The sequence below is a fragment of the Methyloversatilis universalis EHg5 genome (assembly GCF_000378945.1).
Classification (GTDB): Bacteria; Pseudomonadota; Gammaproteobacteria; order Burkholderiales; family Rhodocyclaceae; genus Methyloversatilis; species Methyloversatilis universalis_A.
Map to the genome: position 1 here is coordinate 3769433 of NZ_KB900539.1, position 21862 is coordinate 3791294.

25 protein-coding genes are annotated in these 21862 nt (G+C 64.8%); 17 read left to right on the top strand and 8 right to left on the bottom strand.

All coding sequences use genetic code 11. The features are described 5' to 3' along the window. Positions 1 to 149: 149 nt before the first annotated feature. Positions 150 to 572 carry an OsmC family protein gene (locus METUNV2_RS0117120; protein WP_018230697.1) on the top strand — a complete coding sequence of 141 codons (423 nt, stop codon included), beginning with the start codon at positions 150 to 152 and terminating at the stop codon, positions 570 to 572. Between the two features lie 39 nt (positions 573 to 611). Here METUNV2_RS0117120 and coq7 read toward each other — a convergent pair whose 3' ends face one another. The 5 genes from coq7 to METUNV2_RS0117145 form a co-directional block, all read right to left on the bottom strand. Then, entirely contained in the window at positions 612 to 1253 is a 642-nt protein-coding gene (gene coq7, locus METUNV2_RS0117125) for a 2-polyprenyl-3-methyl-6-methoxy-1,4-benzoquinone monooxygenase (protein ID WP_198288892.1), read from the bottom strand. Between the two features lie 18 nt (positions 1254 to 1271). Continuing rightward, positions 1272 to 1814 (bottom strand): CNP1-like family protein, encoded by a 543-nt coding sequence (locus METUNV2_RS0117130; protein WP_036271413.1) that lies wholly within the window; start codon positions 1812 to 1814, stop codon positions 1272 to 1274. A 26-nt stretch (positions 1815 to 1840) separates the two neighbouring features. Then, the gene (locus METUNV2_RS0117135; RefSeq protein WP_018230700.1) at positions 1841 to 2422 is read right to left on the bottom strand and encodes a DUF3501 family protein; all 582 of its coding nucleotides are present in this window, start codon (positions 2420 to 2422) and stop codon (positions 1841 to 1843) included. A gap of 20 nt (positions 2423 to 2442) precedes the next feature. After that, a complete protein-coding gene (locus tag METUNV2_RS0117140) occupies positions 2443 to 2862 on the bottom strand; it encodes a rubrerythrin family protein (RefSeq protein WP_008062917.1) in 420 nt (139 codons plus the stop codon). Positions 2863 to 2931: 69 nt separating this feature from the next. Further along, on the bottom strand, positions 2932 to 3519 hold the full coding sequence (locus tag METUNV2_RS0117145) for an RNA pyrophosphohydrolase (RefSeq protein WP_018230701.1): 588 nt from the start codon (positions 3517 to 3519) through the stop codon (positions 2932 to 2934). Between the two features lie 145 nt (positions 3520 to 3664). On the opposite strand from METUNV2_RS0117145, the gene METUNV2_RS0117150 reads away from it, so the two are divergent. Then, positions 3665 to 5386 carry a proline--tRNA ligase gene (locus tag METUNV2_RS0117150; protein ID WP_018230702.1) on the top strand — a complete coding sequence of 574 codons (1722 nt, stop codon included), beginning with the start codon at positions 3665 to 3667 and terminating at the stop codon, positions 5384 to 5386. Between the two features lie 2 nt (positions 5387 to 5388). Next, entirely contained in the window at positions 5389 to 6000 is a 612-nt protein-coding gene (locus METUNV2_RS0117155; protein ID WP_018230703.1) for a lytic transglycosylase domain-containing protein, read from the top strand. On the opposite strand, the gene METUNV2_RS0117160 is transcribed toward METUNV2_RS0117155, so the two are convergent. Together METUNV2_RS0117160 and ffh are read right to left on the bottom strand one after the other, a co-directional pair. Further along, positions 6001 to 6621 (bottom strand): response regulator transcription factor, encoded by a 621-nt coding sequence (locus METUNV2_RS0117160; protein WP_018230704.1) that lies wholly within the window; start codon positions 6619 to 6621, stop codon positions 6001 to 6003. It abuts the gene before it with no gap. Between the two features lie 21 nt (positions 6622 to 6642). Beyond that, positions 6643 to 7998: a signal recognition particle protein gene (ffh, locus tag METUNV2_RS0117165; protein WP_018230705.1), complete on the bottom strand. Its 1356-nt coding sequence runs from the start codon at positions 7996 to 7998 to the stop codon at positions 6643 to 6645. 37 nt (positions 7999 to 8035) lie between these two features. On the opposite strand from ffh, the gene METUNV2_RS0117170 reads away from it, so the two are divergent. The 14 genes from METUNV2_RS0117170 (at position 8036) to METUNV2_RS0117235 (ending at position 20598) form a co-directional block, all read left to right on the top strand. After that, the gene (locus METUNV2_RS0117170) at positions 8036 to 8842 is read left to right on the top strand and encodes a cytochrome C assembly family protein (protein WP_018230706.1); all 807 of its coding nucleotides are present in this window, start codon (positions 8036 to 8038) and stop codon (positions 8840 to 8842) included. Positions 8843 to 8848: 6 nt separating this feature from the next. Then, positions 8849 to 10123, top strand: a complete 1275-nt coding sequence (locus METUNV2_RS0117175; RefSeq protein WP_018230707.1) for an HlyC/CorC family transporter — start codon at positions 8849 to 8851, stop codon at positions 10121 to 10123. Positions 10124 to 10246: 123 nt separating this feature from the next. Then, on the top strand, positions 10247 to 11962 hold the full coding sequence (gene pilB / locus METUNV2_RS0117180; RefSeq protein ID WP_018230708.1) for a type IV-A pilus assembly ATPase PilB: 1716 nt from the start codon (positions 10247 to 10249) through the stop codon (positions 11960 to 11962). Between the two features lie 60 nt (positions 11963 to 12022). After that, positions 12023 to 13255, top strand: coding sequence for a type II secretion system F family protein (locus tag METUNV2_RS0117185; protein ID WP_018230709.1), 1233 nt, complete (start codon positions 12023 to 12025; stop codon positions 13253 to 13255). Positions 13256 to 13272: 17 nt separating this feature from the next. Beyond that, positions 13273 to 14130 carry a prepilin peptidase gene (locus tag METUNV2_RS0117190; RefSeq protein ID WP_018230710.1) on the top strand — a complete coding sequence of 286 codons (858 nt, stop codon included), beginning with the start codon at positions 13273 to 13275 and terminating at the stop codon, positions 14128 to 14130. Between the two features lie 214 nt (positions 14131 to 14344). Further along, a complete protein-coding gene (locus tag METUNV2_RS19715) occupies positions 14345 to 14602 on the top strand; it encodes an FmdB family zinc ribbon protein (RefSeq protein WP_420038385.1) in 258 nt (85 codons plus the stop codon). Further along, positions 14602 to 15231: a DUF502 domain-containing protein gene (locus METUNV2_RS0117200; protein ID WP_018230712.1), complete on the top strand. Its 630-nt coding sequence runs from the start codon at positions 14602 to 14604 to the stop codon at positions 15229 to 15231. The genes METUNV2_RS19715 and METUNV2_RS0117200 overlap by 1 nt, the downstream gene beginning before the upstream one ends. 40 nt (positions 15232 to 15271) lie before the next feature. Next, the gene (aspS, locus tag METUNV2_RS0117205; protein WP_018230713.1) at positions 15272 to 17065 is read left to right on the top strand and encodes an aspartate--tRNA ligase; all 1794 of its coding nucleotides are present in this window, start codon (positions 15272 to 15274) and stop codon (positions 17063 to 17065) included. 3 nt (positions 17066 to 17068) lie between these two features. Beyond that, positions 17069 to 17446 (top strand): ribonuclease domain-containing protein, encoded by a 378-nt coding sequence (locus tag METUNV2_RS0117210; RefSeq protein WP_018230714.1) that lies wholly within the window; start codon positions 17069 to 17071, stop codon positions 17444 to 17446. 3 nt (positions 17447 to 17449) lie between these two features. Next, entirely contained in the window at positions 17450 to 17908 is a 459-nt protein-coding gene (locus METUNV2_RS0117215) for a barstar family protein (protein ID WP_018230715.1), read from the top strand. After that, complete coding sequence (nudB, locus tag METUNV2_RS0117220; protein WP_018230716.1) at positions 17905 to 18354, top strand: dihydroneopterin triphosphate diphosphatase; 450 nt, start codon at positions 17905 to 17907, stop codon at positions 18352 to 18354. The genes METUNV2_RS0117215 and nudB overlap by 4 nt, the downstream gene beginning before the upstream one ends. Positions 18355 to 18423: 69 nt before the next feature. Beyond that, positions 18424 to 18846 (top strand): Hsp20/alpha crystallin family protein, encoded by a 423-nt coding sequence (locus METUNV2_RS0117225; protein WP_018230717.1) that lies wholly within the window; start codon positions 18424 to 18426, stop codon positions 18844 to 18846. A gap of 112 nt (positions 18847 to 18958) precedes the next feature. Beyond that, the gene (argB, locus tag METUNV2_RS0117230) at positions 18959 to 19861 is read left to right on the top strand and encodes an acetylglutamate kinase (RefSeq protein WP_018230718.1); all 903 of its coding nucleotides are present in this window, start codon (positions 18959 to 18961) and stop codon (positions 19859 to 19861) included. Between the two features lie 152 nt (positions 19862 to 20013). Beyond that, positions 20014 to 20598, top strand: a complete 585-nt coding sequence (locus METUNV2_RS0117235) for an HAD-IA family hydrolase (RefSeq protein ID WP_018230719.1) — start codon at positions 20014 to 20016, stop codon at positions 20596 to 20598. A 12-nt stretch (positions 20599 to 20610) separates the two neighbouring features. Here the strand turns inward: METUNV2_RS0117235 and hemB are convergent, their stop codons facing one another. Next, on the bottom strand, positions 20611 to 21627 hold the full coding sequence (hemB, locus tag METUNV2_RS0117240; RefSeq protein WP_018230720.1) for a porphobilinogen synthase: 1017 nt from the start codon (positions 21625 to 21627) through the stop codon (positions 20611 to 20613). Positions 21628 to 21862: the final 235 nt, after the last annotated feature.

Here is a 21862-nt window from a genome sequence, read left to right on the forward strand (position 1 = left end):
CTCTTGCGCAAGCTGTTGATGTACAAACGTTCACACGCAGACAACCCTGACAGAACCTGGCATTTGCTGCGGCAACGCAACACACGGGCTGCGCCCGACATCGCACTGAGCACGATTACAATCGCGGCTCACCAAATGAGGGTGTTGCAATGGAATGCGTGGTCAAGTGGGTCGACAACATGAGCTTCCTGGCCGAAACCGGCTCGGGGCACGTGATCAATATGGATGGCGCTCCGGAGGCCGGTGGTCGCAATCTGGCGCCCCGTCCGATGGAACTGCTGCTCGCCGGAACCGGCGGCTGCACCGCCTTTGACGTGGTGCTCATCCTGAAAAAGGGTCGCCAGCAGATCGAGGGCTGCGAAGCGTCGATCAAGGCCGAACGCGCCAGCGAAGATCCCAAGGTATTCACCCGCATCACCTTTCACTTCAAGGTGAGCGGCCGCGGTCTGAAGCCTGAAGCGGTAGAGCGAGCGATACATCTGTCGGCCGAGAAGTATTGCTCCGCCTCCATCATGCTGGGCAAGACCGCCACCATCGAACACACGTGGGAAATCGTGGACACGGCAGCCTGAACGGCACGGCCGGCGCCCTAATGGGCGCCGCTGTGGTTTTCAGATGTAGTAGGCCACGCCGGTCATCACACGCGAAGCGGCACGCATCGCGAGACGCACCGGGGCAGGCAGTTCGGCTGCTCCCAGCCGCTCGGCGGTATGCGCGTGTTCGCGTTCGTCCTGTCGCATCTGTTCGAGGATGCGCCAGGACTTCTGGTCGGCAGGCGGCAGCCGGTCGAGATGGCTCTGCAAATGGGCCTCAACCTGCTTTTCGGTTTCCGCCGACCCAGATTCCACCAGGAAACCCAGATTCCACCTGTCCCCCACGATTCCGGCGGTCACGCCGATCGCCAGCGCACCGCCATACCAGAGCGGATTGAGCAGGCTGGGACGGCTGCCCAGCTCGGACATGCGCGACGCCGTCCAGTTGAGGTGCTCGGTCTCTTCGACCGCCGCGTGGCGCAGCGCATCGCGGGCTGACGGATCGCGGCAGGTCAGCGCCTGCCCCTGATACAGCGCCTGGGCGCAGATTTCGCCGACGTGATTGACCCGCATCAGGGCGCCGACCTGGCGGCGCTGCGCCTCGTCGAGCTCGGCTTCGGGCAGTTCGGCGCCCGGCAGCGGCCGCGTGGTACGCGCCGGTGCGGCCAGCGTACGCAGGGCGCGGTCGAATTCGGTGATCAGACGGTCAAGCATGGCGATGATCCGGAAAACGGTGACTTATCGATAGCCGGTGATCGGTGTGCCGGTGCGGGCATTGAAGCTGTCTGCCAGCACTTCCAGGATGCGTCGCGACTCCATCGCGACGCCGGCCGAACACAGGTAGTCCGAGTACAGCATGAACACGTAGGAATTGAGGCGGTTGCCTCCCCCTATCGGCAACCAGCGGCTGCCGCGGGTTTCGCTCCACTCGCCATTCCTTTGCAGAGTCGCGTAGAGCCGGCGCTCTCCGGTGCCGCACCGTATGCCCTCGACCGAAATGTTCTCGGTGCCGCTGGGCGACACAACCCGCGAAATGAACCGCACAGCGCCGTCAGTACCCACGTTCAGCTGCTCACGCGCGATGTAGTAGCGGTTGCGGGTCTGCGCATTGAGGTAGTACTCGCGCCAGTCAGGCCGTGACGGCATCGGAGGAATGACGTAATCGTCCTCCTTCACCTTGGACGGATCCTTTTCCTCGCCCCGGAAGGGCTCGGGGCTCTGCCAGTTGGTAATCTGGGCAGATGCGACGCCAGCCGACAGTGCCAGCAGCAGGGCGGCCATGGGCCGCAGGGAGTGGAAATGCTTTTTCATACAGGAAGCAGGTCGGCGCACAGCGCGGCATGGACTTCCTGCGGCAGAGCGCCGGATCGCGCCTGATAGTGCGCGTGATCCACCCCTGCCGACAGTGCCACGCCCGCTGCGAGCGCCCTTCTCATTTCATCCGTCAGTTCGAATCTCAGGAAATGTACCGCTGAAGTCCTGTCCGCGTCGCTGCGCGGAAGATCTTCGTCGGCAATCGCGTGCACCGGCGCATGGCCATCCACCTGCAGCCAGACCGCATGCTCGATACCGACCAGCCTGGCCAGCCACTGCCGGCGCTGCAGCGCATCATCGTAACCGATGAGCATGCTGGCTTTCAGGTTGCTGCCGTCCGGCACCAGCGGCGCATAGGCCGCGATCTCCGCATGAATGCCTTCCTCTTCGAAGATGCGCTCGATACGGAGCATTTCCTGTATCTGGTAACGCACGGTCAGCGCATCCTCGAACTGCAGCACGACATGCTCACCAAGCGTCACCGTGCGCGCCTTCTTGTGCGCGATCACCCGACTGCGGAAAGCCGGCCTCTCACGCGCGTACTGCTCAAGGCTGAGCAGACTGTCGCGCAGCATTGCCGGCACCACCTGCGCCCTCAATCCAGCAACTCATCCAGCGCGCGCTTGAACCGGTTGGCGTGCGAGCGTTCTGCCTTGGCCAACGTTTCGAACCAGTCCGCCACCTCGTCGAACCCCTCCTCCCGCGCGGTGCGCGCCATGGCCGGATACATATCGCTGTACTCGTGCGTTTCGCTGGCGATCGATGCTTTCAGGTTGTCACGCGTGCTGCCGATCGGCAGACCGCTCACCGGATCACCGCAGTGTTCGAGGTATTCGAGGTGGCCATGCGCATGCCCGGTTTCGCCTTCCGCGGTGGAGCGAAAAACTGCGGCCACATCGCTCTGACCCTCGATGTCGGCCTTGGCAGCGAAATACAGGTAACGCCTGTTCGCCTGCGCCTCGCTGGCGAACGCTTCCTTCAGATGAGCTTCGGTTCGGGATCCCTTCAGCGGCATCGTCATCTCCTCCGGCCCGGTCGTGCGACGAGCGCGCACGACCCGTTGCAGAAGGATAGCCCCGCCCGCTCAGGAAGACGAGTGGGAGTGCAGCGGATCGACCGCGTCAGCCGCGGATGACGTCATGGCCGGCGGCTCGCCCTCCAGCCCGGGCGGGCGAGCGGACGCGCCACGCGGACGGACCGGGCGGAAAGCCAGCCTCGCCAGTTCGGTAAGCGCCTGCTGATAGACCTGCCGCTTGAACTCGATCACCGAGTCGAGCGGTATCCAGTAGTCGTTCCAGCGCCAGGCATCGAACTCCGGATGATCGGTGGCGCGCAGGCAGACGTCACAATCGCGCCCCACCATACGCAGCAGATACCAGATCTGCTTCTGGCCACGATAGGCGCTGCGCCATTCACGCCTCACCCAGTTGCGCGGCACGTCGTAACGCAGCCAGTCGCGAGTGCGGCCGACAATGCGCACGTGCTCCGGACGCAAACCCAGTTCCTCCCAGAGCTCCCGGTACATCGCCTGCTCTGGCGATTCACCGTGGTTGATGCCGCCCTGCGGAAACTGCCAGGCGTGTTCGCCTATGCGCTTGCCCCAGAAGACCTCGTTGCGCGCATTGATCAGAATGATGCCGACGTTCGGGCGGTACCCTTCCCGGTCGAGCATGGTTGGACCTGCTTGGTGAAATTTTCCACGGATTCTTCCACATTTCGGGACTGAATTGAAGCGAGGCAGCCAGTCGGGGCCGACGCGCGTGAAACCGCTAGAATCCAAGGTTTATTGACCGATCCGCAGCGGACGCCGACTTTTCATGCACGCCAGCAAATTCTTCATTTCCACGCTCAAGGAAGCGCCCTCCGACGCCGAGGTCGTATCGCACAAGCTCATGACTCGCGCCGGCATGATCCGCAAGCTCGCCGGTGGCATCTACAACTACATGCCGATGGGCCTGCGGGTGATCCGCAAGATCGAGGGCATCATCCGCGACGAGATGAACCGCGCAGGCGCCATTGAACTGCTGATGCCGCTGATCCAGCCGGCCGAGCTGTGGCAGGAAACCGGCCGCTGGGACAAGATGGGCCCTGAAATGCTGCGGGTGAAGGACAGGCACGACCGCGACTTCATCATTCAGCCGACCTCGGAAGAGGTGGTGACCGACATCGCGCGCGCCGAAATCCACAGCTGGCGCCAGCTGCCGAAGAATTTCTATCACATCCAGACCAAGTTCCGCGACGAGCGCCGGCCGCGCTTCGGCGTGATGCGCGGCCGCGAATTCACGATGAAGGACGCCTACTCCTTCGACCGTGACGACGAAGCCGCTGGCCGCAGCTACGACATCATGTTCGATGCCTACATGCGCATCTTCCGTCGGCTGGGTCTCGAATTCCGTGCGGTCGCGGCCGACACCGGTGCCATCGGCGGCTCTCGCAGCCACGAGTTCCAGGTGATCGCAGACACCGGCGAGGACTTGATCGCCTGGTGTCCGGATTCCGACTACGCAGCCAATATCGAACTGGCCCAAGCCACTTCGCTGATCGCCGAGCGCGCCGCGCCGGCCCAGACACTGGCGAAGGCCCCCACGCCGGGCAAGGCCCGCTGCGAGGACGTGGCCGAACTGCTCGGCCTGCCGCTGGACCGCACGGTCAAGTCGCTGGTGCTGGCGACCGATAAGGAAGGCAAGACCGAACTGTGGCTGCTCATGCTGCGCGGTGACCACGAACTGAACGAAGTGAAGGCCACGAAGCTGGCCGGCCTGAAGGAAGGCTTCCGCTTCGCGACCGAAGCCGAAATCGTCGAGCATTTCGGCTGCAAGCCGGGCTATCTGGGCCCGGTCGGCCTGAAGAAGCCGGTGCACGTGATCGCCGACCTGACGGTGGCCAACATGAGCGATTTCGTGACCGGTGCGAATGAGGTGGATGCCCACCTGACCGGCGTGAACTGGGGCCGCGACCTGCCGGAACCGGAGGCAGTGGCAGATCTGCGCAACGTGGTCGAAGGCGACCCGTCACCGGACGGCAAGGGCCGGCTGGCCATCCAGCGCGGCATCGAGGTGGGCCATGTGTTCTTCCTCGGCACCAAATATTCGGAAGCGATGAACTGCACCTATCTCGACGAAACCGGCAAGCCGCGCACCATGGTGATGGGCTGTTACGGCATCGGCGTGACCCGTCTGGTCGGCGCCGCGATCGAGCAGAACCACGACGAGCGCGGCATCATCTGGCCGCAGTCGATCGCACCGTTCGAAGTGGTGATCTGCCCGGTGGGCTGGAGCAAGTCGGAACAGGTGCGCGAAACCGCCACCCGTCTGTACGCCGAACTGACCGCAGCCGGCTTCGACGTCATGCTCGACGACCGCGACGAGCGGCCGGGCGTCATGTTCGCCGACTGGGAACTGATCGGCGTGCCGCACCGGATCACGGTGGGTGAACGCGGCCTGAAGGAAGGCGTGATCGAGTACCAGAACCGGCGCGACGCGGCGGCGCAAAAAGTGGCACCGGACGCGGTGCGCGCGCTGCTGGGCGAGCCGGCCTGAAGATGAAGCGCCTGACTGCGACTGTCGCGCTCTCGCTGGCCCTGGTGGCCGGCGGTGCGCACGCGTCGCAGCAGTACGAACCGCTGGCCGACAGCGTGCGCGCGGCCCTGCATCTGGCGATCAGCGACCGCGCCGCCCCCGACCTGCCGGCCTTCTCGTCACCGCAGCGGCAGATGTGGCTGCGCACGATGTCGGACCGTCTGGCGAAACGGATGCCGGACGAGGCCGGGCGCATGGAATTCCTGAAGACCGTGCATTACGAGGCCACCCGCGCCGGCCTTGACCCGCAGCTGGTGCTCGGCCTGATACAGGTCGAGAGCGGCTTCCGGAAGTACGCGCTGTCCAGCGCCGGCGCGCGCGGCTACATGCAGGTGATGCCCTTCTGGATCAAGCTGATCGGCAGCGAAGACAGCAACCTCTTCCACCTGCGCACCAATCTGCGCTTCGGCTGCACCATCCTCCGCCACTATCTGGACATCGAGAAGGGCAACCTCTTCCGCGCGCTGGGCCGCTACAACGGCAGTCTGGGCAAGGCGGAATACCCGAACATGGTGCGCGGCGCCTGGGAGCGCCACTGGTCGTGGCCGGAAATGACCGCGGCCAGCAATCCCTGATCAGCTACCCGACAGCAGGCGCCACTCGGTCACCCGCGCCACCAGCTCGGCCAGCGAACCGGCGCGCATCTTGTCCATCACCCGCGCACGGTGCTGTTCCACCGTCTTGCTGCTGATGCCCAGACCGGTCGCGATGTCGGCGTTCGACGCCCCCGCCGCCACCCGGTCCAGTACTTCACGCTCGCGCGGCGTCAGCGCCGCCAGCGCATCGCCGATCTGCTGCAGCCGGCGTCGCCGCGCTTCGGCATCCGCCGCACGGGTGAGCGCTTCCGCCACCCGCAGCCGCAACACACCCACTTCGATCGGCGCCACCAGAAAATCCAGCGCACCGCCGCGCATCGCGCGCACCGCGTCGGCCACCTCGCAGGGGCCGGATACGAAAATACGGAAAGCCCGGTGACCGATGGCGCGCAAGCTGTCCTGCACCGGCTGGCCGTCCGGCCCGCGCAGCGAAGCTTTCAGCACGATGCAGGCGGCGCGTTCCAGCGATTCTCGATCCTGCAGCAGCGCACTCGCGCCTGGAAAACCGCGCACATCGGCATCGAGCACCGACAGCGCCTGGCACAGGGCACGACGCATGGACACGTCATCGTCCAGCACGCACACCAGCGGACGCGCCATCGCGTCGCGCTCCGCCGCCGATCAGCGCATGCCGGGCAGCATGCCCTTCATGCCGCGCATCATTTTCTGCATGCCGCCCTTGGAGAACTGCTTCATCATTTTCTGCGTCTGCTCGAACTGGTTCAGCAGGCGGTTCACTTCCTGCACCGAGGTGCCGGAGCCGGCCGCAATGCGGCGCTTGCGGTTGGCCTTGATCAGTTCTGGCTTGCTGCGTTCGGCCGGCGTCATGGAATTGATGATGCCTTCGATGCGACGGATCGCCTTGTCGTCAGCGCCGCCCTGCATCTGCTGCGCGGCACCGGCGAACTGGGCCGGCAGCTTGTCCATCAGCGCCGACAGCCCGCCCATCTTGCGCATCTGCGCGATCTGGGTCTTGAAGTCGTTCAGATCGAAGCCCTTGCCGCTCTTGAGCTTCTGCGCGAATTCCTTGGCCTGGTCTTCGTCGACCTGGCGGCGCGCCTCCTCGACCAGGCCCATGATGTCGCCCATGCCGAGAATGCGCGACGCCATGCGCTGCGGATGGAATTCTTCCAGCCCGGTCAGCTTTTCACCGACACCGGCGAATTTCAGCGGCGCACCGGTCACATGGCGCACCGACAGCGCGGCACCGCCGCGGGCGTCGCCATCGAGCTTGGTCAGCACCACGCCGGTCAGCGGCAGCGCGTCCTTGAAGGCCTTGGCGGTATTGACCGCGTCCTGACCCAGCATCGCATCGACGACGAACAGCGTTTCGATCGGATTCAGCGCCTGATGCAGCGCGCGGATTTCGTCCATCATCGCCTGATCGATCGCAAGACGACCGGCGGTATCGACCAGCAGCACGTCGAAATAGCGCGTCTTCGCGAACTCGACCGCGGCGCGGGCGATATCGACCGGTTTCTGGTCCGGCGTGGAGGGGAAGAATTCGGCGCCGGCCTGGCCGGTGACCGTACGCAGCTGTTCGATGGCGGCCGGACGATAGACGTCGCAGGACACCGTCAGCACCTTCTTTTTCTGCGTTTCCTTCAGCCATTTGGCCAGTTTGCCCACCGTGGTGGTCTTGCCGGCACCCTGCAGGCCGGCCATCAGCACGATGGCCGGCGGCTGGGTAGCGAAGTTGAGGCTGGCCGTGGCACCGCCCATCAGCGCCGCCAGTTCGTCGTGCACCACGCCGACCAGCGCCTGACCCGGGGTCAGCGAACCGACCACCTCCTGGCCAACCGCTTTTTCGCGGATGCGCGCGACCAGGTCTTTCACCACGGGCAGCGCGACGTCAGCCTCGAGCAGGGCCATGCGCACCTCGCGCAGCATGTCCGAAATGTTCTCGTCGGTCAGACGGGCCTGCCCGCGCAAGGTCTTGACGACCTTGGCGAGCCGTTGGGTAAGGTTGTCCAGCATGGGAGAGCGGCAGGCGCCTTGGGTTAAACTGAGGTCAATGATTCTAATCGAACTGCTTCCTTCCGCCCTGTATGCGGCGCTGGCGTTCTGGTTCATGCGCCCGGCGGCGGATGGCCGGCGCACCGGCGCGACCGCGCTGCGTACCGGCGCACTTGCGGTGACGCTGCTGATTCATGCCGCAGTGCTGGCGCTGCAGATCTTCCCCGATGGCCGCATGCGCTTCGGCGCCGGCGACGCGCTGGCCGTCATGACCTGGCTGGCGCTGGTGTTCTACTGGGTGGAAAGCCTGTCGTCACGGCTGGACGGTCTGCACATGCTGGCGCTGCCTGCGGCCGCGCTGTGCGCCGCGGTGCCGGTCATCTGGCCGGGCCGGCACGACATCGGCAACGCCGACACCCTTCTGTTCCGCGCCCATTTCGTGATGGCGATGACGGCTTACAGCCTGTTCACGCTGGCCGCACTGCACGCCATGCTGATGTCTGCGGTCGAGCGCAACCTGCATCGCGGACGGCTGATCCGGCTGCTGGACAACATGCCGCCGCTGCTGGTGATGGAAGGCCTGCTGTTCCGCCTGATCACCATCGCCTTCGTGCTGCTGACCGCGACACTGGTGACCGGCATCGCCTTCTCGGAACAGGTATTCGGCAAGCCGCTGTCGTTCAATCACAAGACCGTGTTTGCGCTGCTGGCCTGGCTGGTATTCGGTACGCTGCTGGCCGGCCGCCACTTTCGCGGCTGGCGCGGGCGGCTGGCGCTGCGCTGGACGCTGGGCGGATTCTTCACGCTGCTGCTCGCCTACATCGGCACGCAGTTCGTACTCGAAGTCGTGCTGGGGCGCGGCTGACCGTCCATGGATGAAATATCGCTCTCCACCCAGCTGATCGTGCTGGGGGTGCTGCTGGTGCTGTCCGGCTTTTTTTCGATGGCGGAAACATCGATGATGGCCGCCAACCGCTTCCGGCTGAAGGCAGCAGCCCAGGCCGGATCGCACGGCGCGCAGCGGGCGCTGGACCTGCTGGCCCAGACCGACAAGCTGCTCGGCGTCATCCTGCTGTTCAACAACCTGATCAATGCCGCCGCCGCCACCATGACCGGCGTGATCGCGATCGACCTGTTCGGCGATGGCGAACTGGCACTGGGCATGGGCACGCTGCTCATCACCTTCCTGATTCTGGTGTTCTCGGAAATCACGCCCAAGGTGGTGGGCGCCGGCTACGCCAACGCGATCGCGCCCATCGTCGCCTTCATTCTGGTGCCGCTGCTCAAGGTGTTCTATCCGGTGGTCTGGACAGTGAACCTGTTCGTATCTGCGCTGCTGAAGATCACCCGCCTGCAGCCGGGCGGTGCAGACGAGGGGCAGACGCTGTCGGCGGACGAACTGCGTGCGCTGATGACCGAATCCGGGCACTTCATTCCGGCCGCACACCGGCGCATCCTGATCAACCTGTTCGAACTGGAGGATGTGACGGTCGAAGACGTGATGACCCCGCGCAGCCAGATCGAGGCCATTGATCTGGAACAGCCGCTGGACGTGATTCAGCATCAGATCGCGACCAGCCATCACGGCCGGGTGCCGGTATTCGAGGGCGACCTGGACCGGGTGCTCGGCGTGCTTCCGCAGCGACGGGTGGTCAGTGCGCTGTCAGCCGGCGAACTGGATCAGGACGAAATCCGCGGTCTGCTGACCAAGCCCTATTTCGTGCCTGCCGCCACGCCGCTCTACAGCCAGCTGCAGTTCTTCCAGGAAAACCGGCAGCGACTGGCCCTGGTGGTCAATGAATATGGCGAGGTTGATGGCCTGGTCACGCTGGAAGACATCATCGAGGAAATCGTCGGCAAGTTCACCACCGGCCAGCCCGGCAGCACGCAGAGCCTGGGCTGGAACGAGGACGGCAGCGTCATCGTCGATGGCGGACGCAGCCTGCGGGAACTGAATGGCAAGCTGGGCCTCAACCTGCCGCTGGACGGGCCGAAAACGCTGAACGGACTGGTGCTGGAGCACCTGCAGGACATTCCGGAATCCGGCCTGTCGGTACGCATCGGCACGGTGGCGATGGAAATCCTGCACACCGAAGACCGCATGGTGCGCAGCGTACGGCTGTTCAGACCCCCAGACGCTCACTGAGCAGCAGCGGGCAGCCACCGGAGCCATTCAGGTTACGGCCGGACAAACCGTTTACAGATCAAGCCCGAATCGTCATCATCGAAGACGATACTTCAACACTGAACCCGCCCGTTTCCATACATCATGGCCGCCACCGCCAAAACTGCACTGTCGGGTCTTGCCCGCGCGCTGGCGCAGAGCGGACGCCTGACCGAGAACGAAGCGGAAACGCTGTCACGCGAGGGCGCACAGTCCGGTAACGGTTTCATCGCCCAGCTGATAGCCAGCGGCAAGATGAGCGCGCGCGACGCGGCCGCATTCGCGTCGGAAACCTTCGGCTACCCGCTGCTCGACCTCGGTCAGTTCGAAGCCGACCAGTTTCCGGCCGACGCGATCGACAAGAAGCTGATGCGCACCCACAAGGTGCTGGCGCTGAAGAAGCGCGGCAACCGGCTGGCCGTGGCCATCGCCGACCCGTCCAATCTGCGGGCGATCGACGAAATCCGGTTCCAGACCGGGTTGCAGGTCGATCCGGTGGTGGTGGAAACCGACAAGCTGTCGGCGCTGGTCGACAAGATGTCGGAAAGTGTCGAAAAAACCCTCGAATCGCTGTCTTCCGCCGAATTCGATTTCGACGGCGAGATGGCGCCGGAAGAGGAAGCGCCGGCCGGCAACGACGCTCAGGTCGAAATCGACGACGCACCGGTGGTGCGCTTCATCCAGAAAATCCTGCTCGACGCGATCAACGAAGGCGCCTCCGACGTCCACTTCGAGCCCTACGAAAAGTATTACCGCATCCGCTACCGCACCGACGGCGTGCTGCGCGAGATCACCCAGCCGCCGCTGGTGCTGCGCGAGAAGATCGCATCCCGGATCAAGGTCATTTCCCGGCTCGACATTTCGGAAAAGCGGGTGCCGCAGGACGGCCGGATGAAATTCGTGCTGTCCAAGACCAAGGCGATCGACTTCCGGGTGAGCACGCTGCCCACGCTGCACGGCGAGAAGATCGTGATGCGTATTCTCGATCCCAGTTCGGCCATGCTGGGCATCGACGCGCTGGGCTACGAGCCGGAGCAGCGAGCCGCGCTCATGAATGCGATCGAGCGGCCCTACGGCATGATTCTGGTGACCGGCCCGACCGGCTCCGGCAAGACGGTGTCGCTCTACACCTGCCTGAATCTGCTGAACAAGGCGGGCGTCAACATTTCCACTGCGGAGGATCCGGCGGAAATCAATCTGCCGGGCATCAACCAGGTCAACGTGAATGACAAGGCCGGCCTCACCTTCGCCGCATCACTGAAATCCTTCCTGCGGCAGGATCCGGACATCATCATGGTGGGTGAAATCCGCGACCTGGAAACCGCGGAAATTTCGATCAAGGCCGCTCAGACCGGTCACCTGGTGCTGTCCACGCTGCACACCAATGACGCGCCGACCACGCTGGACCGCATGCGCAACATGGGCATCGCGGCTTTCAATATCGCGTCCAGCGTCATATTGATCACCGCACAGAGACTGGCCCGCCGGCTATGCTCCTGCAAGCAGCCGATGAATATCCCGGTCGAAGCGCTGCTGGAAGCGGGCTTCACCGAAGCCGAAGTGGATGGCAGCTGGCAGCCCTATGGCCCGGTGGGCTGCGAACGCTGCAAGGGCAGCGGCTACAAGGGCCGGGTCGGCATCTACCAGGTGATGCCGATCTCGGATGAGATTGCGCATATCATCATGACCAACGGCAATTCGATCGACATCGCCCATCAGGCACGCCGCGAAGGTGTGAAGGATCTGCGCCAGTCGGGTCTGCTGAAGGTCCGGCAGGGCGTCACTTCGCTGGCCGAAGTGCTCGCCTCCACCAACGAATAATGAACGACGCCGCGCGTCGCGTCCGCCCCTGCGGCGGACTTATCCGGCAAGGAGCTTGATTTGGCCACCGCAACCCGCCCCGTACGCAAGGACAGCGGTTCCAAGGAATCCGTCTTCAACTGGGAAGGCAAGGACAAGACCGGCAAGCTGGTGCGCGGCGAAATGCGCGCCGGCGGCGAAGCCATGGTGCAGGCCACGCTGCGCCGCCAGGGCATCATGGTCACCAAGGTCAAGAAACGCAGTTTCGGCCGCGGTGGCCGGGTGACCGAAAAAGACATCACGCTGTTTACCCGTCAGCTGGCGACCATGATGAAGGCGGGCGTGCCGCTGCTGCAGGCCTTCGACATCGTCGGCAAGGGCGCCGGCAACCGCGCGGTATCGAAACTGCTGGGCGACATCCGGCTGGAGGTGGAATCCGGTTCCAGCCTGAATCAGGCTTTCCGCAAGTATCCGCAGCATTTCGACCAGCTGTTCTGCAATCTGGTCGCCGCCGGCGAACAGGCCGGTATCCTGGACGGCCTGCTCGACCGTCTGGCTACCTATCGCGAAAAGATCCTGGCCATCAAGGGCAAGATCAAGTCGGCCATGTTCTACCCGATCGCGATCATCGTGGTGGCCATCATCATCACCGCGGTGATCATGATTTTCGTCATCCCCGAATTCAAGAAGGTGTTCTCGAGCTTCGGCGCCGACCTGCCGGCTCCGACCATGTTCGTGATCGCGCTGTCGGACGCCTTCGTAGAGTACTCGTGGCTCATCTTCGGTGCCCTGATCGGCGGCGCGGTGGCTTTCACCACCGCACTGAAACGTTCGATTCCACTGCAGATCGCGGTCGACCGCGCGGTGCTCAAGCTGCCGGTCTTCGGCGACATCATCCGTAAGGCCACGATCGCCCGCTGGGCGCGCACGCTGTCGACCATGTTCGCGGCCGGCGTGCCGCTGGTCGAAGCGCTGGATTCGGTCGGCGGTGCCGCCGGCAACCATATCTACAAGACCGCAACCAAGCAGATCCAGTCCGAAGTCAGTACCGGTACCAGCCTGACGGTGTCGATGCAGAACACCAACGTGTTCCCGGTGATGGTGATCCAGATGGCGTCCATCGGCGAAGAATCCGGTCAGCTGGATTCCATGCTGTCCAAGGTGGCCGACTTCTACGAGCAGGAGGTCGATGACGCGGTCGACGCCATGTCCAGCCTGCTGGAACCCATCATCATGGTGGTGCTGGGCGTGCTGATCGGCGGCCTGGTCGTCGCGATGTATCTGCCCATCTTCAAGGTCGCCCAGTCGGTCTGACGCAGGCAAAGCGCATCATGAGTGGACTTGAATCGCTGGCCGACGCCGGCCTGCTGCCGGCGCTGGCTGGCGTGATCGGATTGGCGGTCGGCAGCTTCCTGAACGTGGTGATCCACCGCCTGCCGCTCATGATGGAACGCGAGTGGGCAGCCCAGTGCGCCGACCTGCGCGGCGAAGCCGCACCGGGCGGCGACACGCTGACCCTGTCTCGCCCGCGTTCGCGCTGCCCGCAGTGCGGTCACGCCATCACCGCGCTGGAGAACATCCCGCTGCTGTCCTGGCTGTGGCTGCGCGGCCGCTGCAGCGGGTGCGGCACACGCATCAGCGCACGCTACCCGCTGGTCGAACTGCTGACCGGCCTGCTGTCCGCCGGCTGTGCCTGGACCTTCGGGCCATCGTTGCACATGATCGGTGCGCTGGTTTTCGTATGGGCCATGATCGCGCTCACCTTCATCGATCTGGACACCCAGCTGCTGCCGGACAGCATCACGCTACCGCTGGTATGGGCCGGCCTGCTGCTGAACCTCAGTGGCGGCTTCACCGATCTGGCGTCGTCGGTGACCGGTGCGATGGCCGGCTATCTGGTGCTGTGGACGGTGTACTGGGCATTCAGACTGGCCACCGGCAAGGAAGGCATGGGTTATGGCGATTTCAAGCTGCTGGCCGCGATCGGCGCCTTTCTCGGCTGGCAGATGCTGCCCGCCGTCATCCTGCTGTCGTCAGTGGTCGGCGCGGTAGTGGGCATCGCGCTGATCGCGCTGCGTTCGCACGGCCGTGACGTGCCCATTCCGTTCGGTCCCTATCTGGCCGCGGCCGGCCTGATCGCGCTGTTCTTCGGCGAAACGCTCAACCGGACCTATCTGGGGCTGTTCTGACGCCTCCGGAAACGGCCGGGGCTTGAATAACCGCGCCCGGCCCCTCATTTTCAATGCCTGCCATGTACCGGACATGCGCGCCTGCACCGCCCTGCGCGCTGGCGCGAAATGTGCATGTGCAACAATCGCTTAGTCTATAATTTCGCGTTTTCTGGAGCTCGACATGCCGATCTACGGTTACCGCTGCTCGTCCTGCGGTCTTCAAAAGGACGTAATGCAAAAAATCAGCGACGCCCCGCTGACCGATTGCCCGTCCTGCGGCGCATCGACTTTCTCCAAGCAGCTGTCGGCCGCCGGCTTCCAGCTCAAGGGCAGCGGCTGGTATGTGACTGACTTCAAGGGCGGCTCCGGCAGCTCGGCCAGCACGACTACACCGAAGGCCGAAACGGCCGCTTCGTCCTCCGCGGCATCTTCGGACAGCGGTTCTTCCACGCCGTCCACGCCCTGCGGCGGCTCCTGCGCCTGCCATTGATGAAGCGTTACTTCATCACCGGCCTGCTGATCTGGATTCCGCTGGCCATCACCCTCTGGGTGCTGGCATGGATACTGGGCACGCTGGACCAGACCATGCTGCTGGTGCCTTACCAGTGGCGGCCGGCCCAGCTGTTCGGCTTCGACGTGCCCGGCCTGGGCGTCATCCTGACCGTGCTCATCATCCTGGTCAGCGGCATCGTCGGCCACAACATCATCGGCCAGCGCCTGCTGCGCTACTGGGAAGGCCTGCTGTCGCGCATCCCGGTGGTGAAGTCCATCTACAACGGCGTGAAGCAGGTATCAGACACGCTGTTCTCCAGCTCAGGCGAGGCGTTCCGCAAGGCGCTGCTGATCCAGTATCCACGTCAGGGCAGCTGGACCATCGCCTTCCTGACCGGCCAGCCGGGCGGCGACGTGACTGACCACCTGCCGGACCACGTGAGCGTCTATGTGCCGACCACGCCCAATCCGACCTCCGGCTTCTTCCTGATGCTGCCGCGCAGCGAAGTGATCGAGCTGGACATGACGGTGGATGAGGCTCTCAAGTACATCGTGTCGATGGGCGTCGTACCGCCCCCCAGAAAAACAAAACCGCATGCGGCCGCAGTGCCCGCACTCGACAACTGAACCGGGGTTTTCCGACCCCGCCCTTTTCCGGAAACACACCATGCGCACGCAATACTGCGGCCTGCTCGATGCGGGCTATCTCGACCAGACCGTCACCCTGTTCGGCTGGGCCCACCGTCGCCGCGACCACGGCGGCGTCATCTTCATCGACCTGCGCGATCGCGAAGGCCTGGTGCAGGTGGTGTGCGACCCGGACCGCGCGGAAACCTTCAAGGTGGCCGAGTCGGTGCGCAACGAGTTCTGTCTGAAGGTGACTGGCCGCGTGCGTCGCCGCCCGGAAGGTACGACCAACGCCAACCTGGTGTCGGGCGAGATCGAAGTGCTGGCGCATGAAGTCGAGGTGCTGAACGCCTCGGTCACGCCGCCCTTCCCGCTGGACGACGAAAACCTGTCGGAAACCGTGCGCCTGACCCATCGCGTGATCGACCTGCGCCGCCCGGCGATGCAGAAGAACATGATGCTGCGCTACAGGACGGCGATGGCCTTCCGCCGCTTCCTCGACGAGCGCGGCTTCATCGACATCGAAACGCCGATGCTCACCAAGAGCACACCGGAAGGCGCGCGCGACTATCTGGTGCCGAGCCGCGTGCATGACGGCCAGTTCTTCGCGCTGCCGCAGTCGCCGCAGCTGTTCAAGCAACTCTTGATGGTGGCCGGCTACGACCGCTACTACCAGATCGTCAAGTGCTTCCGCGACGAGGATCTGCGCGCCGACCGCCAGCCTGAATTCACCCAGGTCGATATCGAAACCAGCTTCCTGACCGAGCACGAAATCACCGCGATGATGGAAGACATGATCCGTCATGTCTTCAAGGAAGCGCTGTCGGTCGAGCTGCCGGCGCCCTTCCCGCGCATGAGCTATGCCGAAGCGATGACGCGCTTCGGTTCTGACAAACCCGATCTGCGCGTGACGCTGGAACTGGTGGATGTCGCCGATGCGGTGAAGGACGTGGCGTTCAAAGTGTTCTCCGGCCCGGCCAACGACCCGGCCTGCCGCGTCACCGCGCTGCGCGTGCCCGGCGGCGCCTCGCTGTCGCGCGGCGAGATCGACGGCTACACCGAATTCGTCAAGATCTACGGCGCCAAGGGCCTGGCCTACATCAAGGTGAACGACGTCACCAAGCTGAACGAGGAAGGCCTGCAGTCGCCCATCGTCAAGAACCTGAGCCCGGAATCGCTGGCCGCCATCATGGCCCGCACCGGCGCCCAGAGCGGCGACGTGATCTTCTTCGGTTCCGACAAGACCAAGGTGGTGTCCGACGCGCTCGGCGCGCTGCGCCTGAAGATCGGCCACGAGAAGGGCTATGTGACCGGCGAAGCCTGGCGCCCGCTGTGGGTGGTCGACTTCCCGATGTTCGAGTACGACGAGGACGAAAAGCGCTGGAACGCCTGCCATCACCCCTTCACCAGCCCGAAGGACGAACACATCGCGCTGCTCAAGACCGATCCGGGCAAGTGCCTGGCCAAGGCCTATGACCTGGCGCTGAACGGCTGGGAAATCGGCGGTGGTTCGGTGCGTATCCACCGCGCCGACGTGCAGGAAACCGTGTTCGAGGCACTCAACATCGGTGCGGAAGAGCAGCAGCTCAAGTTCGGCTTCCTGCTCGACGCGCTGAAGTACGGCGCGCCGCCGCACGGCGGCCTGGCTTTCGGTCTGGACCGCATCGTCACCATGATGACCGGCGCCGAATCGATCCGCGACGTGATCGCCTTCCCCAAGACCCAGCGCGCGCAGTGTCTGCTGACCCAGGCACCGAGCCCGGTGGACGAACGCCAGCTGCGCGACCTGCACATCAAGCTGCGCAACGCGCCGAAGGCCGACGCCGGCGCCTGATCGATGACGGCCCGCCTGCCCCGCTGGCTCATGCGCGCGCCGCTGATCGCGGCGCTGTGGCTGCTGCTGACGGGGTTTGCACCGCCCGAGGTCGCGCTGTCCGAGCTGCCGCCGGAGGCAGCGCAGACGCTGACGCTGATCCGGCAGGGCGGGCCCTTCCCCTACCGGCGCGACGGCATCGTGTTCCAGAACCGGGAGCGTCGTCTGCCGGAGCAGAAGCGCGGCTACTACCGCGAATACACGGTGCCCACGCCGGGCCTGGACCATCGCGGCGCGCGCCGCATCGTCGCCGGCAGCGGTCCGGCCAACGACGTGCGACGCTCCGGCGAATACTGGTACACCGGCGACCACTACCGCAGCTTCCGCCGCATCAAGGAATAGAGCATGTCCGCACTGCCCCCTGCCGATTCCATGCAGGCCCGTCTGGCCGACGCCGCCCGCAGCGGCGTGTTCTCCGCCCAACCGGCCGCCGCCGCCCGTGCCGCCCGCGTGGCCGAACAGGCCGGCCTGCTGCTGATCGGCATCGACCTGAAAGACACCCGCGACCAGGCCTCACTGCTGCAGGCACTGGCCGAAACCCTGGGTTTTCCCGACACTTTCGGCCACAACCTCGACGCGCTCGGCGACAGCCTGGGCGATCTGTCCTGGCTGCCTCAGGCGCACGGCTATCTGCTGCACCTGAGCAACTGCGCCAAGCCGGTCGAACGCTGCAAGGACGATTTCGACGCGCTGGTTGCGGTGCTCAATGACGCCGCCGACGAGTGGCGCGGCCGCGGCACGCCGTTCTGGGTGCTGATCGACCAGCCGCACAGCCGCAGCCGTGCCTTCATGGCCAGCGCATGAAACGCCCGCAGTCTGTCCTGGTGCTGATCCACAGCCCGGAGGGCGACATCCTGCTGATCGAGCGGGCCAAGCATCCGGGCTACTGGCAGTCGGTGACCGGCAGCATCGAAGCCGGCGAGACGCCGGAACAGACCGCCCGGCGCGAAGTGGAGGAAGAGACCGGCATCGTTGCGCCGCCCGAGGCCTTCGACCGCTGGCACCACACGAGCCGCTTCGAAATCTATCCGATCTGGCGCCACCGTTATCCACCCGGCGTCACCCACAACACCGAGCACGCCTTCAGCCTGTGCGTCCCGCGTGACACACCGGTGCGGCTGGCGCCGGACGAGCACCGCGACTGGCGCTGGCTGCCCTGGCGCGAGGCGCTGGACGCGGTTTTTTCGTGGACCAACCGCGACGCGATCCGGATGTTGACGCAGCGCAAGCGGCTGAACAGGCACTCTTGAAATCGTTTTTTTCCAACCCTAGCTTGGGTGTACGCGGATACCCGCACCCGACATGGAAAGGACGAAACGATGAATCAAGTGACCCGCTGGGACCCGTTTGAAAATTTGTTCAAGGACTTTCGCGGCCTCGTGCTGCAACCGGTAGACCTCGCCGGCAATCCGGACGTACCGGCGCTCAAGGTCGACGTGAAGGAAGACAAGGACACCTACACGGTGCATGCCGACCTGCCGGGCGTGGCCAAGGACGACATCCACGTGAATATCGAAGGCGCGGTGGTGTCGATCAGCGCCGAGAAGAAGCGTGCCGTCGAAAACCGAGAAGGCGAACGCGTGCTGCGCAGCGAGCGCCACTACGGCAAGGTATCGCGCAGCTTCCAGCTCGGCCAGGACATCGACGAAGCCAGGGCCCAAGCCCGCTTCGCCGACGGCGTGCTGGAGCTGACGCTGCCGAAGAAGGTGGCCGCCAGTTCGCGCAAGCTCACCATCCAGTAAGCACCGCAGACACAGTGGCACAGAGCGGACACCTCCAGGTGTCCGCTTTTTGTTTGTGCGGTGCACGGCTAGAATTCCGGGCCTTTACAAACCCATGCCCGAGCCTCCCGCCATGTCGACCACGAACGACCTGATTTCCGGAATCACGCCCCACGCCAAGGCCGCGGTGCTGTCGGAAGCGCTGCCCTACATCCGCCGCTTCCAAGACAAGACCATCGTCGTGAAATACGGCGGCAACGCGATGACCGACCCGGCGCTGAAGCTCGGCTTCGCGCGCGACGTGGTGCTGCTCAAGCTGGTCGGCATGAATCCGGTGGTGGTGCATGGCGGCGGTCCGCAGATCGACGAAGTGCTGAAGAAGGTGGGCAAGCAGGGCACCTTCATCCAGGGCATGCGGGTGACCGACGAAGAGACCATGGACATCGTCGAAATGGTGCTCGGCGGCCATGTGAACAAGGAAATCGTCAATCTGATCAACCAGGCCGGCGGCAAGGCGGTGGGCCTGACCGGGCAGGACGGCTCCTTCATCCGCGCCACCAAGCTGATGATGCCGAACAAGGACAAGCCGGAGGAAATGCTGGACATCGGCCTGGTCGGCGACATTTCGTCGATCGATCCGACCATCATCAACTTCCTCGACAGCGGCGACTTCATCCCGGTGATCGCGCCGATCGGCGTCGGCCCGGACGGCGAGAGCTACAACATCAACGCAGACGTGGTGGCCGGCAAGCTGGCGGAAATCCTGAAGGCGGAAAAGCTCATCCTGCTGACCAACACGCCGGGCGTGCTGGACAAGGCGGGCAATCTGCTGACCGGCATCACGCCGCGCGACGTGGACGCAATGATCGCCGACGGCACACTGTCCGGCGGCATGCTGCCCAAGATCGGTTCGGCGCTCGACGCGGCGCGCAGCGGTGTGAAGAGCGTGCACATCATCGACGGCCGCGTGCCGAACGCGCTGCTGCTCGAAGTGCTGACCGACGACGGCGTCGGCACGCTGATCAAGAGCAAGTAAACGCGCCCCCGGGGCCGGGCATCGCCCGGCCCGTCCCCCGGAGGGGGTGAAAAATCCGCACTGAGCACACTCGAGTCCGCAATCCGGACACAGGCAGGCAGCCGGTCTGGATCTTCGATCTGGACAACACGCTGCACGATGCCAATCCGCACGTGTTTCCGCATCTGAACCGGGCGATGACCGCCTGGCTGATGACCGAACTCGGGCTGGATCACGCGGCGGCCGACCACCTGCGCGCCCACTACTGGCACCGCTACGGCGCCACCCTGCTCGGCCTTATACGCCACCACGGCACCCGCCCGGCGCACTTCCTGCACGGCACCCATGATGTCGAAGCACTGCGCCCGGGCATCGTGTTCGACCGCGCGGTGCGCCACATGCTGCGCCGCCTGCCCGGCCGCAAGATCGTGTTCACGAATGGCCCGCTGCACTACGCCGAAGCGGTGCTGCAGGCGACCGGGCTGGATACGCTGATCGACGGCGTGCACGCCATCGAACATTCACGCTACACGCCCAAGCCGAGGCGGATCGGCTTCCTGCACCTGCTGCGCGATTTCGGGCTCAGGCCGTCGCGCTGCATCATGGTCGAGGACACCGCAGAGAACCTGCGTACCGCCCGTCAGCTCGGCATGCGCACCGTGTGGATCAGCCGCAGTCCGGCCCACCATCCGTATGTGGACCTGCGGCTGCCGTCGGTGCTGCAACTGCCCCGCGCCCGTGCGCTGGCGCGGGTTTGAGGGTCAGCGACCTCAGCCTTCCTTCAGCCAGCGCGCTGCATCGAGCGCGTAGTAGGTCAGGATGCCGTCGGCACCGGCGCGCTTGAAAGCGAGCAGCGACTCCATGGCGGTGGCGCGCTCGTCCAGCCAGCCGTTGGCCACCGCCGCCTTCAGCATCGCGTATTCGCCGCTCACCTGGTAGGCATAGGTGGGCACCCCCAGTTCGGCCTTCACCCGGCGCACGATGTCCAGATAAGGCATGCCCGGCTTCACCATCACCATGTCGGCGCCTTCGGCGATGTCGAGCGCGACTTCGCGGATCGCCTCGTCGCTGTTCGCCGGGTCCATCTGGTAGGTGTACTTGTTGCCCTTGCCCAGATTGCCAGCCGAACCCACCGCGTCGCGGAAAGGGCCGTAGAAGGCCGACGCGTATTTCGCCGAATAGGCAAGGATGCGGGTGTGGATGAGGCGGTGGGCGTCCAGTTCGAAGCGGATGCGGCCGACCCGGCCGTCCATCATGTCGGACGGTGCGACCACGTCGGCGCCGGCCTGGGCGTGACACAGCGCCTGTTTCGCCAGCGCTTCCAGCGTTTCGTCGTTCATGACGTAGCCGGAGGCGTCGATCAGGCCATCCTGGCCATGCGAGGTATAGGGGTCGAGCGCGACATCGGTGATCACGCCCAGTTCGGGAAAGCGCTGCTTCAGCGCGCGCACGGTGCGCGGCACCAGACCGTCCGGGTTCCAGGCTTCGGCGGCGTCTTCGGTCTTGAGCGCACTGTCGATGACCGGAAACAGCGCCAGCGCCGGCACGCCCAGCGCCACCGCCTGTTCCGCCACGCCCAGCAGCAGATCGATGCTGACGCGATTGACGCCCGGCATCGACGCCACCGCCTCACTGCGGGTCGGGCCATCGAGCACGAACACCGGGTAGATCAGGTCGTCGGCCGACAGACGGTTCTCCCGCATCAGGCGACGGGAAAAGTCATCGCGGCGCATGCGACGCATGCGGGTGGACGGGAAATGACTGCTGGACGGCGCGTTATTCGACATCGGGAAATCCGTGAAAGGCGGTGTGAAAGACAGAACGGCGGCCTGGGGGCCGTGATCAGAGCGCGATGATAGTCGCTGCGCGGCTCCTGCAGGACGCCCCTTCAAGGCGAACGGTCTGGCGGCCTGATGTGCAGCCCGTTCGTGCCACCTGTTCTCGCATCGAAGGCGCGACATTCATTGCGCACAAAGAAATTCTGTTTGTCCAGGACAGAGCTGGAACTTGATCCGCACCGCC

What these genes read in the sequence shown, in the direction of transcription:
- METUNV2_RS0117120 (WP_018230697.1), top strand. Translation starts at nt 150, where the DNA reads ATGGAATGCGTGGTCAAGTGGGTCGACAACATGAGCTTCCTGGCCGAA.
- METUNV2_RS0117130 (WP_036271413.1), bottom strand. Translation starts at nt 1,814, where the DNA reads ATGGCCGCCCTGCTGCTGGCACTGTCGGCTGGCGTCGCATCTGCCCAG.
- METUNV2_RS0117135 (WP_018230700.1), bottom strand. Translation starts at nt 2,422, where the DNA reads ATGCTGCGCGACAGTCTGCTCAGCCTTGAGCAGTACGCGCGTGAGAGG.
- METUNV2_RS0117140 (WP_008062917.1), bottom strand. Translation starts at nt 2,862, where the DNA reads ATGCCGCTGAAGGGATCCCGAACCGAAGCTCATCTGAAGGAAGCGTTC.
- METUNV2_RS0117145 (WP_018230701.1), bottom strand. Translation starts at nt 3,519, where the DNA reads ATGCTCGACCGGGAAGGGTACCGCCCGAACGTCGGCATCATTCTGATC.
- METUNV2_RS0117150 (WP_018230702.1), top strand. Translation starts at nt 3,665, where the DNA reads ATGCACGCCAGCAAATTCTTCATTTCCACGCTCAAGGAAGCGCCCTCC.
- METUNV2_RS0117155 (WP_018230703.1), top strand. Translation starts at nt 5,389, where the DNA reads ATGAAGCGCCTGACTGCGACTGTCGCGCTCTCGCTGGCCCTGGTGGCC.
- METUNV2_RS0117160 (WP_018230704.1), bottom strand. Translation starts at nt 6,621, where the DNA reads ATGGCGCGTCCGCTGGTGTGCGTGCTGGACGATGACGTGTCCATGCGT.
- ffh (WP_018230705.1), bottom strand. Translation starts at nt 7,998, where the DNA reads ATGCTGGACAACCTTACCCAACGGCTCGCCAAGGTCGTCAAGACCTTG.
- METUNV2_RS0117170 (WP_018230706.1), top strand. Translation starts at nt 8,036, where the DNA reads ATGATTCTAATCGAACTGCTTCCTTCCGCCCTGTATGCGGCGCTGGCG.
- METUNV2_RS0117175 (WP_018230707.1), top strand. Translation starts at nt 8,849, where the DNA reads ATGGATGAAATATCGCTCTCCACCCAGCTGATCGTGCTGGGGGTGCTG.
- pilB (WP_018230708.1), top strand. Translation starts at nt 10,247, where the DNA reads ATGGCCGCCACCGCCAAAACTGCACTGTCGGGTCTTGCCCGCGCGCTG.
- METUNV2_RS0117190 (WP_018230710.1), top strand. Translation starts at nt 13,273, where the DNA reads ATGAGTGGACTTGAATCGCTGGCCGACGCCGGCCTGCTGCCGGCGCTG.
- METUNV2_RS19715 (WP_420038385.1), top strand. Translation starts at nt 14,345, where the DNA reads ATGCAAAAAATCAGCGACGCCCCGCTGACCGATTGCCCGTCCTGCGGC.
- METUNV2_RS0117200 (WP_018230712.1), top strand. Translation starts at nt 14,602, where the DNA reads ATGAAGCGTTACTTCATCACCGGCCTGCTGATCTGGATTCCGCTGGCC.
- aspS (WP_018230713.1), top strand. Translation starts at nt 15,272, where the DNA reads ATGCGCACGCAATACTGCGGCCTGCTCGATGCGGGCTATCTCGACCAG.
- METUNV2_RS0117210 (WP_018230714.1), top strand. Translation starts at nt 17,069, where the DNA reads ATGACGGCCCGCCTGCCCCGCTGGCTCATGCGCGCGCCGCTGATCGCG.
- METUNV2_RS0117215 (WP_018230715.1), top strand. Translation starts at nt 17,450, where the DNA reads ATGTCCGCACTGCCCCCTGCCGATTCCATGCAGGCCCGTCTGGCCGAC.
- nudB (WP_018230716.1), top strand. Translation starts at nt 17,905, where the DNA reads ATGAAACGCCCGCAGTCTGTCCTGGTGCTGATCCACAGCCCGGAGGGC.
- METUNV2_RS0117225 (WP_018230717.1), top strand. Translation starts at nt 18,424, where the DNA reads ATGAATCAAGTGACCCGCTGGGACCCGTTTGAAAATTTGTTCAAGGAC.
- argB (WP_018230718.1), top strand. Translation starts at nt 18,959, where the DNA reads ATGTCGACCACGAACGACCTGATTTCCGGAATCACGCCCCACGCCAAG.
- hemB (WP_018230720.1), bottom strand. Translation starts at nt 21,627, where the DNA reads ATGTCGAATAACGCGCCGTCCAGCAGTCATTTCCCGTCCACCCGCATG.